Annotated in this window: 14 protein-coding genes; 3 read left to right on the top strand and 11 right to left on the bottom strand. The window is 37.5% G+C overall.

The window, feature by feature from the left end; translation table 11 throughout:
- Positions 1 to 59: 59 nt before the first annotated feature.
- Complete coding sequence (locus MM213_RS18140; protein WP_241414312.1) at positions 60 to 668, top strand: hypothetical protein; 609 nt, start codon at positions 60 to 62, stop codon at positions 666 to 668.
- A 479-nt stretch (positions 669 to 1,147) separates the two neighbouring features.
- Here MM213_RS18140 and MM213_RS20910 read toward each other — a convergent pair whose 3' ends face one another.
- Positions 1,148 to 1,366: a DUF1016 N-terminal domain-containing protein gene (locus MM213_RS20910; RefSeq protein WP_369413960.1), complete on the bottom strand. Its 219-nt coding sequence runs from the start codon at positions 1,364 to 1,366 to the stop codon at positions 1,148 to 1,150.
- 234 nt (positions 1,367 to 1,600) lie between these two features.
- Here MM213_RS20910 and MM213_RS18130 point away from each other — a divergent pair, with 234 nt between their 5' ends.
- Complete coding sequence (locus MM213_RS18130; protein ID WP_241414310.1) at positions 1,601 to 2,968, top strand: AlbA family DNA-binding domain-containing protein; 1,368 nt, start codon at positions 1,601 to 1,603, stop codon at positions 2,966 to 2,968.
- Between the two features lie 1,142 nt (positions 2,969 to 4,110).
- Here the strand turns inward: MM213_RS18130 and MM213_RS18125 are convergent.
- From MM213_RS18125 to MM213_RS18090, 8 genes are all read right to left on the bottom strand, one after another.
- A complete protein-coding gene (locus tag MM213_RS18125; protein WP_241414309.1) occupies positions 4,111 to 4,932 on the bottom strand; it encodes a hypothetical protein in 822 nt (273 codons plus the stop codon).
- A gap of 270 nt (positions 4,933 to 5,202) precedes the next feature.
- Entirely contained in the window at positions 5,203 to 5,697 is a 495-nt protein-coding gene (locus MM213_RS18120) for a cyclophilin-like fold protein (protein ID WP_241414308.1), read from the bottom strand.
- Positions 5,698 to 5,707: 10 nt separating this feature from the next.
- Complete coding sequence (locus MM213_RS18115) at positions 5,708 to 6,778, bottom strand: alpha/beta hydrolase (protein WP_241414307.1); 1,071 nt, start codon at positions 6,776 to 6,778, stop codon at positions 5,708 to 5,710.
- 19 nt (positions 6,779 to 6,797) lie between these two features.
- Positions 6,798 to 7,544 carry an SDR family oxidoreductase gene (locus MM213_RS18110; RefSeq protein ID WP_241414306.1) on the bottom strand — a complete coding sequence of 249 codons (747 nt, stop codon included), beginning with the start codon at positions 7,542 to 7,544 and terminating at the stop codon, positions 6,798 to 6,800.
- A 30-nt stretch (positions 7,545 to 7,574) separates the two neighbouring features.
- Complete coding sequence (locus MM213_RS18105; RefSeq protein WP_241414305.1) at positions 7,575 to 8,060, bottom strand: nuclear transport factor 2 family protein; 486 nt, start codon at positions 8,058 to 8,060, stop codon at positions 7,575 to 7,577.
- Positions 8,061 to 8,182: 122 nt separating this feature from the next.
- Positions 8,183 to 9,334, bottom strand: coding sequence for an aldo/keto reductase (locus MM213_RS18100; RefSeq protein ID WP_241414304.1), 1,152 nt, complete (start codon positions 9,332 to 9,334; stop codon positions 8,183 to 8,185).
- A gap of 46 nt (positions 9,335 to 9,380) precedes the next feature.
- Positions 9,381 to 9,878 carry a cupin domain-containing protein gene (locus MM213_RS18095; RefSeq protein WP_241414303.1) on the bottom strand — a complete coding sequence of 166 codons (498 nt, stop codon included), beginning with the start codon at positions 9,876 to 9,878 and terminating at the stop codon, positions 9,381 to 9,383.
- Positions 9,879 to 9,888: 10 nt separating this feature from the next.
- Entirely contained in the window at positions 9,889 to 10,449 is a 561-nt protein-coding gene (locus tag MM213_RS18090; RefSeq protein ID WP_241414302.1) for a sugar O-acetyltransferase, read from the bottom strand.
- Positions 10,450 to 10,564: 115 nt separating this feature from the next.
- Here MM213_RS18090 and MM213_RS18085 point away from each other — a divergent pair, with 115 nt between their 5' ends.
- A complete protein-coding gene (locus tag MM213_RS18085; protein WP_241414301.1) occupies positions 10,565 to 11,380 on the top strand; it encodes a helix-turn-helix domain-containing protein in 816 nt (271 codons plus the stop codon).
- A gap of 383 nt (positions 11,381 to 11,763) precedes the next feature.
- Here the strand turns inward: MM213_RS18085 and MM213_RS18080 are convergent, their stop codons facing one another.
- Together MM213_RS18080 and MM213_RS18075 are read right to left on the bottom strand one after the other, a co-directional pair.
- Entirely contained in the window at positions 11,764 to 12,747 is a 984-nt protein-coding gene (locus MM213_RS18080) for a PDDEXK nuclease domain-containing protein (protein WP_241414300.1), read from the bottom strand.
- Positions 12,748 to 12,891: 144 nt separating this feature from the next.
- The coding region (locus MM213_RS18075; protein ID WP_241321785.1) for an ATP-binding protein at positions 12,892 to 13,048 on the bottom strand (157 nt) is incomplete at its 5' end.

The raw sequence follows: 13,048 nt of genomic DNA, 5'->3' as shown, positions 1-13,048 counted from the left end.
TAGTTCAAGTTTCTCGTTTGGAATAAAGCTAGATATAACTATTTCAGAAAAATAAAAAGATGATAAAAAAACACTATTGGTTATTAGCATTTTCCCTATGCCTTCTATTTGGTTGTAATTTACGACAAAAAGAAGAGGATAGTATCAATACACTGGATAAAAGCAATTGGGTATGTAAAGAGATAACAAAAGATGAAATATGTTTACCTAAAGATTGGATTCCAATTGAGCAAGATAATGCTTACTTTTTTGCATATTTAGACAACAATGACAAACAGACATACTTTGCCATTTTAAAATATGATGTGCTCAAAGACAATGTGAATGCAAAAGCTTATTTAAATGAAATGGTAGATCTGCTAGTTAATAGTGATGATGAAGAGCTTTTTGAGGGATACACATTGAATGAGTTAAAGTTTATTGACAAAACTTCCTTTTACGGGGAATATTACACGCAAATAAATGGTCACCAGTATTTTACATACTCTATGGTTATAGAGTACAATAAACATTTATATGAAATTGCTTTAAAAGTCCCTAGAAGTAAAGAAGAATACTATACCACTATATTTCAAAAAATCATTACCAACTTTAAAATTGAAAACAAAACTTTATTCAACATTAATGATGAAATTTTAGAAGAAAGATTATTTAATCTGCATGATTAATTTTTGAAAAAGAGGAGTTAGTAATAAAGAATTTCATAACTGCGATCTGTGGATTAGTTGGGGCTTCTTGGTAAATCTTTAAGATTCAGATATACAGACTAATAAGTAAATTGGATGTTCTGAAGATTATGAATGCGAGGGATATAGATAGGAACCCTATTATATATGATGAATTTAGAATAATAGGACGAACAAAAAATAAGCTGGGGATAAAGAATGATGATTTTTATAGGGTTATTAATTTTCATTTTGGGTGTATATCTCTACTTTCGGATCATCAGGAGAGATAAAGTAGGTATTCATAAGTTTAATTCTGAATATAAGATTGGAAGAAACCTGTTTATCTATTCGTTAATCACAGTAGGATTTATAACGTTCATAAGGGAGCTGATTATATGGTTAACATCCTAAAAATTACAGCTAGTTATTAAAAAGACCGCCAAGTCCGGGTTTTTTGCTTACAGTTCAGCTACATTTTTCTAGAAGAAGTCTTTGATTTTTTTGTTGGTGAGCATCTTGTCGATAAGCTTGAATATGGTCTGATTGTCCTTGTCATGATGTTGCAATTTTCTTACGCTCCAATTGTAATTGTACGATTCAATATCATAGAATTTAAGCTGGTTTTCATCATCAATTTGAATGAGTTTCAAGTAGTGTGACCAACTCAAATCAAAATTCCGAAACGATGTTTCGGAAATAGCATTTTGGGAATCATTTTTAAAAGCTAGGCAATGATAGGGTGTCAGGATAAAAAATTATTCTTAACTTACTTCATATTGTTTTTTCTTGGTGGAAACAACAATAAAAAAATATGGGATAGCCCCAAAAGCTTCCCATCTTTCATTTTGTATTTTTCTCAGATTAAATTATTCTGAATAATTTTGATCTCGGACAAAAGTAAATTGTATCCATAAAAGATTTATTTATTTTAAATGAAAACCAAACTTACATCTTCCTCTATTCAAAGTATCATCCAATCTGGTGAAGGTTACAACGCAGAGTTTAAAATACGCGTACCTAACAAATTGAAAGAAATAACTGAGGAGATTTGTGCATTTGCCAATGCAGCTGGAGGTGTTTTGTTGATAGGCGTTGGAGATGATAATGTCATTCATGGAGTTGACATTGATAACGCAAAACGATCTTCTATCCAAAATTCGATCAATGAGATCAATCCCCATCTAACTACAGACTTCTATCCTGTTATTATAGAAGGAAAAACAGTTTGGGTCATTGAAGTAAACAGTGGTTCACAAAAACCTTATGTGCTATCCGGAGCAATATATGTAAGACAAGGTCCTAATACACAAAAGCTCACCTCTGTAGAACAAATGCGCGATTTCTTTCAGCAATCGGATCGCATCTATTTTGATGAAGCTCCTTGTTCTGGTTTTAATCTTCAAAGTGATATAGATCATAAATGGTTTGAAGAATTTAGGCTACAAAGTGGATTGTCAAAAACTATCACTCAGGAACAAATTATACAAAACTTAAGGCTGGTTTTAGCAGATGGAAATTTTAAAAATGGAGGTGTTTTGTTTTTTGGTTCTGCCCCTGAGGATTTTATTGAAACTGCCGTGCTACGTTGCATTGCCTTTGAGAAAGATAACAAAACTCAAATTATTGACGACAAGACTTTTGGCGGGCCATTAATAAATCAGTATCAACTTGCTATTCAATGGCTTAAAGGCAAACTCAATGTTCGATATGAAATAGAAGGTAGCGGTCCTAGAAAAGAGATTTGGGAAATTCCCGAAACAGCTTTAAAAGAAGCCATTATCAACGCACTTTCCCACAGAGACTATTATGATAAAGGTGCCAAAATCACTATTGAACTATTTCAAGACCGAGTGGAAATCAGTAATCCTGGAGGCTTGACCAGTGCAATTTCATTGGCTGACTTTGGAACCAAAAGTCACAGTCGGAACCCCTTGATATTTGGTCTGTTTGTACGCATCCGAATGGTAGAGCAAGTTGGTTCAGGAATAGGTAGAATTAAAGATCGAATGAAGGAGGCAAAACTTCCCGAACCTCTATTTAAAACAGATGGGATGTTTACAGTAATTCTACACAGAGCTGTGGAGAAGACTGTGGAGAAGACTGTGGAGAAGACTGTGGAGAAAACAATAGAATTGATTTTAACAGAAATGTCAAGTAACCCAAAAATAACCATTAAAGAATTAAGCAAAACTACTGGTTTAACAAGACGGGGAGTAGAGTATAATTTAAATAAGTTAAAAGAAGAAGGTAAAATAAAAAGAATTGGATCAGATAGAGGAGGAAGTTGGAAAGTAATTTAGAAATACATAAAAAGGATCGAATGCTGTACCTATATCTTAAATACTAGGAGTTAAATTAGAACTAGTGTATTAAGATGTACAAGAATTAGAGATTATGTACAAGGTAGTATCAGTATTGTTGACAGAGATGATCTTCTGAAAACATTATCAGAAAGAAACAATGAATACTTTAATATATACAAAAACTGAAAATGATGTACAAACTGATAGCATTGACCAGAAAATTCTAAGTATGCAAGTTTCTGGAAAATTAAGGAGTTGACTAGGGAATAAACTAGTAAAAAATAAAAACAAAAGGCAGTATCATCATTTAAAGAAGATCATATTTCTCAGCTTCCAGCGCTGAAGCTGTTGATGAATATGGGTTGGAAATAATTATTGAACAATGCAAACAAAATCCTTCAAATTGAGCTGATTTCCAGTCTAGATAGGTCAATTCCAATTTATCGATTTGTTTTTTACCCTCTTAACTAAACACTACTTTCAATTCAAAAACCTTTCAAACCCAAGTCCAGAATCTTCTTGATCTTTGTTAAGAATTTAATAAATCAAGGGTTAGATTCAAGACACGCTGAAAAATTAAATCCCAAAGCAATGGGTGGTGGATGTCATTCCCAAATCAAAGCAAAATTTTTTATATACAACCAAAAACTAAAACAACAACTTTCAAAAACCTACAAATCAGCCAACTATCCCACCTTATCAAACATTTCACTCTACGGATATCATTCAACAGCCACTGGGCAAATACGAAGCATTCATGAATTCCAATAAACAACTTTCTCAATATCCATTAAAATCCCAGATTTCTCATCAATCAGGGCTTACAGATAGGAATTGATATCAAAGGGTTTTCTCTAGAGGGCCAAATGTTACCTGCCGTTTTTTTGTTCGGATATTTCAATACGCTATAGTTGCAAGCTTTGTTTTCTTCTCATTCTATCCCATGCTCCGAAAGAAGTTGAGAAATGATTCCCTTTGTTTCTTCTTCATCTAGACCTATTTTTTCTTTTGGATCCGATTCCACAGGCTCCAATACTGGTTCTTACCTACAAGCTGAAAATACAAGCGCCATTAAGAAAAGAGTACCTATAGTCTTAAGATATTTTTTTGTTGAAATTATAATATGATAGGATTTTGAATCATTGGATATTTAGAGAGGGAATAGGGCCAAGTTGGGAGATTACATTGGAAGCCGGGTTGTAATTTTTCCCAAAGGAATAGATCAAACTAAAGCTAAACATCCAGTCCGAAGTGTCGGGAAAATCAGTTTTAAAAGATTTATTGGACAACATCTGAATGGCAACAGGAAAATCATTTCTTGCCAATGCAATTATCGATGAAGTGAAAAGGCCTTCAGTTTTGTCCATGTTGAGGTAGTATATTTGGGGATTGAATCGGAGATAATAATTTTCTGACAAATTGATTTTTCTGAAATTTGCATTCAGGGTTAGGAAGTGCATTCTTTTGGATGAACTTTCCGCAAAACCATTCCCATTAAGATAATATAGGCCTATGCTGGTATTTGGAGTGAAAAAATAATTGGGAACCAATTCTCCGGCAAGATAACGTTCAGTTGTAATGACTTCAGAGGGCGGTGCTCCATTGATAGATAGCATTTGCGGTTGAAACAAAAGTCCGGGGTGAGCTCCAACATTCAACTTAAACTTTTCTCCTTGAAGTAGCTTGTATCTTCCCCAAAGCAATATCGTCCATGGCTTTCCTTCCAATGAGAAATGAAATTCGGGTTCAAATGTAAACCGACTGCCAACATTCAACATCAAAAAGCCTGCAGGTTTATTGAGAGAAAATGTCGGCAAAAGTGCTATGCCGTTATTGGTTAGACCAAATGAACCCCCGAAATAAGTCGATTTGTTGCTTTCGTCTTGTGCTTTGCAATCAATGAAATACAAAGAAAAAAGAAGGACTAAACAAGTTCTATATTTTAGGTTGCTAAGACTCATGATAATGTATTTATATGTCAGTAGATTTGAGTTAGTAGAGTTTGAGAAGTGATGACTATAGCAGTGTAATTGATGGGCAATTCACTAATTGGAAGAAACCAAAACCGACTCCCCACACGAGATAAAAAAGCTTATCCATCTTTTTTATATAACCTAACCTAAAAAATCCCATTACTATCAATTGAAATTCCTCTACTTATGATTGGACAGAACTTACTCAAACTCCCAGCTCCTGAGAAATAGAATGTTTTCAGGCATTTAGAAACCAATTTATTTATTAAGTTCTAACAATGCTGAATTCTTATCCATTTCAAAAGTAACCGTCACATTACCTGTTCCCAATGCATTTCTTAACCCTGTAGGATCATCTATATTCCCCATTCGGGTATAGCTGTATGAAGTATTCAAGCCCTCGTAAAAGAGCACAACCGTATTGGAACCGTAAAGCATCAAATCACCGGGACGAATAGTTCCGGGATTTGATGCGTTCATAGGAAGGTTTTCCGGAAGGCGGACATACTTTTCATTTCTGTTCAGTTCAATCATTTCTACCGTCATTGGCAGCATCTCCTTGAATGCCATTGCGGAATTATTGTCCAAAAGGGTAGCCGTAAAGGTTTGTGAATTGACCGTTATTTTGATTTTTCCGTTAGCCATTGGTGTTTTATTCTCCATGTTGATATTGTCATCATCTTGGTTGCAAGAGGACGCACCACTGACAAGAAATGAAATAAATATCAATATCATTGAAAATGAACGTTTCATAACCCTGTTGTTATTTTAAATGTTCTTTGAAAAACTTTTCTAATTTATCAAAAGGAATGACTTCTATTTTATCATATAGATCCACGTGAACAGCGTCAGGGATAATCATCAATTCCTTTGGCTCGGCTGCTGCTTTGAAGGCATCTTCGCTGAAATAACGGGAGTGTGCATTTTCTCCTGCAATTAAAAACACCGGTCTTGGTGAAATTTCATTTATGTAGGTCAGCAATGGCATATTCATAAACGGTAAGGGAGTTGTCGCTGTCCAGGCACCATTTGAGTTTAATGAATTCGGATGAAAACCACGAGGGGTTTTGTAATAATCGAAGTACTCTTTTACAAATTGAGGTTCATTTCCCTGCAATTTCTCAGGAAGGTTGTTTGAGGATGGAGCAAACGTTCCATTCTCCGCATCCTTCCAGCGTTGTTCACCCATTTGCTCTAACAATTGAGTGCGTTGCTCAGGTGTGGTGGCATCAAAATAACCATTTGCATTTACCCGGCTCATATCGTACATACTTGTGGTGGCCACCGCTTTTACACGTTTGTCCACGGCTGTAGCGTTTAGGGCAAAACCTGCAAATCCGCAGATACCAATGATGCCTATTCTATTCCTGTCAATATTTTCTTGAATTCCGAGAAAATCTACTGCCGCACTGAAATCTTCTGTGTTTATATCGGGCGATGCAACGTTTCGGGGTTCTCCACCGCTCTCGCCTGTATAGGACGGGTCAAACGCAAGGACTGCAAAACCACGTTCTGCCATTTGGTTGGCATACAAACCTGAGGATTGTTCTTTTACCGCACCGAAAGGCCCGCTAATGGCTATTGCCGACAAATTATTGCCACCATCTTTTGGAAGGTATAAATCGCCAGTAAGTTCAATTCCGTATCGGTTTTTGAAGGTTACTTTTTTACGTGCTACTTTATCACTTAATTGGAAAGTGTATTTTGCTGATGGCTCTGCAACTGCTGATGTAGCTGGTTCCATTGTTGTTTCTAAGATTATTTGACTTGACTTTTCCTGACCATACGACATCCCTAATGTCGCGAGTGCCAGGATTACTATTAAATTTTTCATAGCTATTCTATTTTTGAGATTAAAGCTCTTGAGCAGTAGGGCGGAAGATAATTTCATTGATATCCATATCCTCTGGCTGGCTTATGGCAAACGCAATCACACGTGCAAAACTGTCAGGGCTTATTCCGACTTCTTCCACATAATCTTTGTTTGCCTGCTGGACATCCGACTCGCTAATATGTTCCAGCAATTCTGTTTTGACAGCTCCGGGAGAAACTATCGTTGTGCGGATATTATAGGGCTTTACTTCCATCCGTAAGCCTTCAGACAAAGCCCTTACGGCAAATTTTGTTGCTGAGTAAACTGTGGAGCCACTGAAAATCTTATGCCCGGCTACAGAAGCAGTGTTTATGATATGTCCAGACTTCTGACTTTTCATATGAGGAAGGACAGCCGCTATTCCATTTAGTACTCCTTTGATGTTTACATCAATCATCTTATCCCATTCATCCACATTCAGGCGATCAATAGGCGATAGTGGCATGATGCCCGCATTATTGAGCAGTACATCAACTCGTCCAAATTTTTCAACTGCTGTATCTACCAGGTTCTTGACCTGATCCCGCTGGGTTACGTCTGTGGCAATGGCAAGCGCTTTTCCACCACTTGCCTGTATTTCTTTTGCCAGCTTTTCAATTCTATTGGTTCTTCTCGCACCCAGTACTACGGTTACACCGAGGTTTGATAAATGTTTTGCCGTGGCTTCACCCAAACCACTGCTTGCACCTGTAATGACTACTACCTTATTTTTAATATTATTTTCCATATTTGGAATTTGTTTAAGTTTGATAAATGCCTATTGCACCTCCGTTGCATGCCATAGCATCATCTTCCAGGAATTACCTTCTTTTACCCAAAGCTCTGTAAAGAGAACTCGTAGGTCGTATTCGGTTCCTGCAGCTTCCACCACAATGTGGACTGTTCCTGAAACAACGCCTGTACTGCCATTTACACGTACTTGCACATCTTCATCAGTGAGTGCCCTGTATTGTAACCTTTGGGTTTCCAAGGCTTCAACAAATTGCTCTTTCGACTCCAATACTGCGTTCGCATGTGTGAAGGTAAGGTCATCGGTCATCATGGAAGCTACAGTATTTGCATCTCCATTGAGCGTTGCTGACCTCCTTTGTTCATGAGCTGCCAAAACATTTTGTTTTTCTTCGTCTGTTTTCATATCAGTTGTACATGAGTAAAAGGATACAAAACATAGGAAAGTTAATAGAACTCCTGCACTATACTTCATGCGCTTGTCTCTGGAAATTTTTCTTTCAGTGGTATCCATGGTTATTTTTTTTGTTGAATAATAATGTCATTTTTTGATTAATTCTAAATCGTCTTTACTGAATCCATCCTTCCACCATAAACTAAATGTCGGATTTATTCTTCCTGCTTCGTTATAGGAGACTAGTATTCTACCCTAGACTGTTGCAGTGCGTCATAGCGATCACCCACAACACCTATTTCTTCAATTTTGCTTTCAATCTCGTTGATTTCGGCTGACGTTAATGTGAAGTCTGCGGCCCTTAGATCTTCCTCAAGATGTGAAAGTTTGGTGGTGCCAGGCAGGGGAACAATAAAAGGGTATTTTGAAAGCATCCAGCTCAGGCAAATCTGAGATGAAGTCATACCTCTTGGCTTCCCAAATTCATTCAGCGCCTCGAAAATCCGGATGTTTGATTTTAATGCCTCGGGCTGAAATCTTGGCCATGAACCACGGATGTCATTCGTATTCAAATCAGAATATTCGGTTAAATTCCCACCCAATAAGCCACGACAAAGCGGACTATAAGCAACAAAACCTATCTCCAGTTCCTGCAAGGTGGAAAAGATGACCTCTTCGGGCAGCCTAAACATAAAGGAATACTCACTTTGAACTGCCGTAAGAGGGCAAATAGCGTGTGCCCTTCTGATGGTTTCAGCGCCTGCTTCAGAAAGTCCAAAGTGTAGCACCTTTCCTTCTTTAATAAGATCATTTACAGTGCCTGCAACCTCTTCAATGGGCACGTTTGGATCAACGCGATGCTGAAAGAAAAGGTCAATACGGTCGGTTTTGAGGCGTTTGAGAGATTGTTCCGCAACGTTCCGGATTTGTTCTGGCCTACTATTAAAAACATTTGTACCCCCAATATCAAAACCAAACTTGGTAGAAATAGCAACTTGGTTTCGGATGGGAGCAAGTGCTTCTCCAACCAATTCTTCGTTAACATACGGACCATAAACTTCCGCAGTATCAAAAAAGTCGCAACCACGTTCCGCAGCATCCCGGATCAGTTTTACCATACTTTTATGATCGGGGTGGAAACCACGACCCGTGTGCATTCCCATACAACCCAACTGAATGGCTGAAACTTCAAGTGGATTCTTTTTGGAACCCAAAGTCCTCTTCTTGGTCAATATGGTACCTATGGCATTTTTTCCAACAGGACTCTGAGAAGAAGATGCATATCCCTTAACAGTCCCGGAAGCTATTGTACCTAACCCCAACAAAGTGGCTGCTTTTAAAAAGCCTCTTCGCATGAGAGGGGCTGTTTTCATATTTTCTAGCTGGTTTTGCATGGTCATTTTTTTTGTAGATTTTCTTTACACTAGTTTTCCAAGGAAACTACTTCTTGTTGTTGTATTCCTCTTCCGCTACGGCTTCCATCCATTCTACAATCCCCTGTTCCGTATTGGGAATAATATAAAGTTGCTGTACTCCTACATCAGGACTTGCCCCGTGCCAATGCCGGATATTAGGGGGGAACTTTACCACATCTCCCTTTTTCATGACTTCAATGGATTGTCCTTCAATCTGATAATAGCCAATACCATCAGTAATAATCAAAATCTGTCCGGATGGGTGGGTATGCCAATTGCTCCTCGCACCGGGTTCAAAGTACACATTGCCGGCAAGTGTTGTATAAATGGAATCTGCTTCCAGCAGACTTGTAGGATAGGCATTCCCGGTAAACCATTCCGCTGAACCTTTTTCACCTATTGGAAAAATGTTATTCAATGCAGTTTCGTCCGGTTCCATATTGTCTTGTTTTTTATTCTTGGAATTACAGCCCTGCCATATAAATAAAAGGAGGACAGCTGCGAGTATCTTTGTGGTTTTCATTGTGTATGTTTTAAATTTCCTTGATGATTTTTGCAGGAGTACCTCCCACGATAACATTGTCGGGAACGTCTTTAGAAACAACAGAACCCGCTGCAACCACTGAGTTTTCGCCAACGGTTACCCCTTGTAAAATAGTTGCTCCTGCACCAATCCACGCATTCTTCTTTATGTGTATTGCTTTGGTAACCAATGCGTGTCGGTTTTCAGGATCTATCGGATGACTTTCGGATAGCAGGCTTACGTTGGGAGCTAGAAGTACACCTTCATCTATGGTGATACCCCCCAAGTCCAGAAAAGTGCAACCGAAATTGATAAAAACGTTTTTACCAATTTTGGTATGCTTGCCGTAATTGATGTACAAGGGGGTAAACACGTCAACGCTTTCATCAATTTCTGAACCTGTGATTTGGCTCAGTAAATCCCTGATTTCTTTAGGATCTGTAGCATGGTTCATCTGCACCAGCAATTTTCTCGTGACATATGACTCCTCAAGCATTCTGTAGGCCTGAGGATCGCTAGGCAGAATGGTTTCTCCCTTTTTCAATCGTTCAAAAATATCTGTTGTTTGCATTGCATTATTATTTAATGCAAAGGTAGCTGCAAAACAGAAGCATTATGTTACATTAATGTCGCAATAAATGTCAAATATCACTTATATTTGATAGTTGCTTCTTATTTGTATGAATATGTCAGTAAATCAAAAAGTTATACTTCACAAAACAGCTTCAAAGGCTCAGTTTCCCGATGAATTTCAAACCCGCTTCCACACGCATATTTACTGCCAAAGTGGAACTGTAAAGTTTGTGTTCAACGACAAGCAATACCAGGGTAAAAAAGGAGAATTTATTTTTTGGCTCGCAGGTCTTCGTGTTTCGGCTTTGTCTTTTTCAGCCAATTTTAAGGCAACAATGTTATTTGTGGACAGTGATTTATTGACATCGAATTTGCCAAGTGCGAATGTGAGTATTGATAGCTATATACATTCCAAAGAAAATCCGATTTTACACCCTGAAAAAAAAGACAAAGAGAAAATCTTAAAAAATTTCCAGTTGCTGTACGATAAATCACAGGAAACAAACCATCGCTTTTACGAAGAAATGTTGAAACTCCAAATGCAACTTTTCCTTTTGGAAATGTGGCATATTTTTGAAGATGAGCTTGACAGACGTAAACGTAGTTTGCAAAGCGGAACACTTTACGAGCAGTTTATGCAGTTAGTACAGGAGTATTGTATGAAAGAGCGTGAAGTACGGTTTTACAGCGATAAGCTGAACATTACACCAAAGTATCTTAATTATATTTGTAAAGTCAATACGCCAATTACCGCTTCGGAATGGATACAGCGATATACCAAAGAGCGAATCATGATTTTGTTGCAAAACAAGAGCCTGAATATATCTGAAATTGCCGATGAAATGGATTTTTCGAGCCGTTCGTTCTTCACCCGCTATGTAAAGAAACTACTGGGAGTTACTCCGAAAGAATATCGTGAACGGATATAAAAAGACTTACAAGATTTTTTTTTTGAGCATTGGCTAGAATTTTGGTGAATAAAGACATACCGAAAATTCAAATCCCTAGATATTGGGTGGGGAAGCTATGTCCGAATCAAAGCAAAAACCCCTAATTACAATCAAAGACTAAAACAACCATTTCCCAAAATCCACAAATCAGCAAACTGTTAGTCCTCGCAAACTGTTAAACTGCGGATATCAGTCAATACGCCATAGGCGCACACGGAAGCCTCTAACCAAATGCTATGCATTCATGGATTCCATTAAAAAAACAAACATATTATCTAAAAAGCCCTGATAGATGAATGCATCAATCAGGGCTTTTTTACAAGGGTTTTTGGCTAGTGGGCTAAATTTTAGCAGAAGTGGTTCTATTTTTCTTCATTCTTGTTATCAAATAGTTCGTGTAATTTTTGTTGTAAAAGCTTCTTATCCGGAAGTTGTGTTTTGTATTCCGAAACCATTGTTGGTGATAGGCTTCTACTCAAAGCGTACTCAACTACTTCGCTGTCTTTATCTTTACACAACAATATTCCGATACTCGGGTTTTCATTCGGTTTCTTTATGTCTCGATCTAAGGCTTCCAAATAAAAATTCAGTTGTCCTAAATGGTCGGGCCTAAATTTATCCGCCTTGAGTTCAAAAGCAACTAAGCATTGCAGTCCACGATGGTAGAAGAGCAAGTCAATGAAAAAGTCGTTGTTGCCAACTTGTAGTCTGTATTCTTCTCCTATGAACAAAAAGTCTTTTCCAAGTTCGAGTATGAATTTTTTCATTTGCGTTACAAGTCCACGTTGCAAGTCGTTTTCGCTGTGTGGCTCTGGCAAGTTTAAAAATTCAAACACATAACTATCTTTGAATGTGTCTATAAGGTCTTGTTTGCTTTCTCTCAACGCTGTCGAGAGTTTTGAGTTTCCAATCATTGTCCTTTCGAAAAGACTGGCTGATATTTGGCGGTCAAGTTCACGGAAACTGTAATTTTCCTGTTTAGCCTGTTTTAAGTAAAATTCTCTTTCTTCGATTATCTTACATCTCGAAAAAATGGCAAGATTATGAGACCAACTTATTTCTCTCAACAGTGTTGAGAGTTTTGGAAAGTCTTTGTAAGTCTCATAAAATTGCTTCATCCTCCAAATGTTTTTATCGGAGAAGCCTTTAATTTCGGGTTCCGTTTGCTGTATGTGTTTGGCAAGTTCAGTCACTACGGAGTCACCCCATTCTGATTTTTCAATTTTTTGGCTTATATATTCTCCAATGTTCCAATAAAGGTTAATCAGCTCAGCATTTACTGATTTTATAGCGTTAGCTCTGGATTTTTTAATCAATCGAATTATATCAGCAAATCGTTTATCCATTATCGAGTTTAATTTGACTACAAATTTATATTTTTTAAATCGGAAGTTATCAATTGGATATTCCGGACAATACTGACCCCTGTTCTGGACATATTGACCCCTCTAAAAATGGGTTTGGTTCTATAATCTGTTAGGCTGACAATTTTACATTTTTTTTCTGAGACTTTCTCCTTTTAACTCTATTCTGTAGGAAGAATGGACTAATCTGTCAAGAATAGCATCTGCTATAGTTTCTTCCCCGATGATATCATACCAGCTTGATACGGGCAACTGACTGACAATGATTGTTGATTTCTTTCCA

The sequence above is a fragment of the Belliella alkalica genome (assembly GCF_022549785.1).
Classification (GTDB): Bacteria; Bacteroidota; Bacteroidia; order Cytophagales; family Cyclobacteriaceae; genus Belliella; species Belliella alkalica.
Note: the sequence above shows the minus strand (reverse complement) of the source record. Positions and strands in the feature narration are given on the sequence as shown.

Coding starts and splice junctions, on each gene's coding strand:
- MM213_RS18140 (WP_241414312.1), top strand. CDS start 60: ATGATAAAAAAACACTATTGGTTATTAGCATTTTCCCTATGCCTTCTA.
- MM213_RS18130 (WP_241414310.1), top strand. CDS start 1,601: ATGAAAACCAAACTTACATCTTCCTCTATTCAAAGTATCATCCAATCT.
- MM213_RS18125 (WP_241414309.1), bottom strand. CDS start 4,932: ATGAGTCTTAGCAACCTAAAATATAGAACTTGTTTAGTCCTTCTTTTT.
- MM213_RS18120 (WP_241414308.1), bottom strand. CDS start 5,697: ATGAAACGTTCATTTTCAATGATATTGATATTTATTTCATTTCTTGTC.
- MM213_RS18115 (WP_241414307.1), bottom strand. CDS start 6,778: ATGAAAAATTTAATAGTAATCCTGGCACTCGCGACATTAGGGATGTCG.
- MM213_RS18110 (WP_241414306.1), bottom strand. CDS start 7,544: ATGGAAAATAATATTAAAAATAAGGTAGTAGTCATTACAGGTGCAAGC.
- MM213_RS18105 (WP_241414305.1), bottom strand. CDS start 8,060: ATGGATACCACTGAAAGAAAAATTTCCAGAGACAAGCGCATGAAGTAT.
- MM213_RS18100 (WP_241414304.1), bottom strand. CDS start 9,334: ATGCAAAACCAGCTAGAAAATATGAAAACAGCCCCTCTCATGCGAAGA.
- MM213_RS18095 (WP_241414303.1), bottom strand. CDS start 9,878: ATGAAAACCACAAAGATACTCGCAGCTGTCCTCCTTTTATTTATATGG.
- MM213_RS18090 (WP_241414302.1), bottom strand. CDS start 10,449: ATGCAAACAACAGATATTTTTGAACGATTGAAAAAGGGAGAAACCATT.
- MM213_RS18085 (WP_241414301.1), top strand. CDS start 10,565: ATGTCAGTAAATCAAAAAGTTATACTTCACAAAACAGCTTCAAAGGCT.
- MM213_RS18080 (WP_241414300.1), bottom strand. CDS start 12,747: ATGGATAAACGATTTGCTGATATAATTCGATTGATTAAAAAATCCAGA.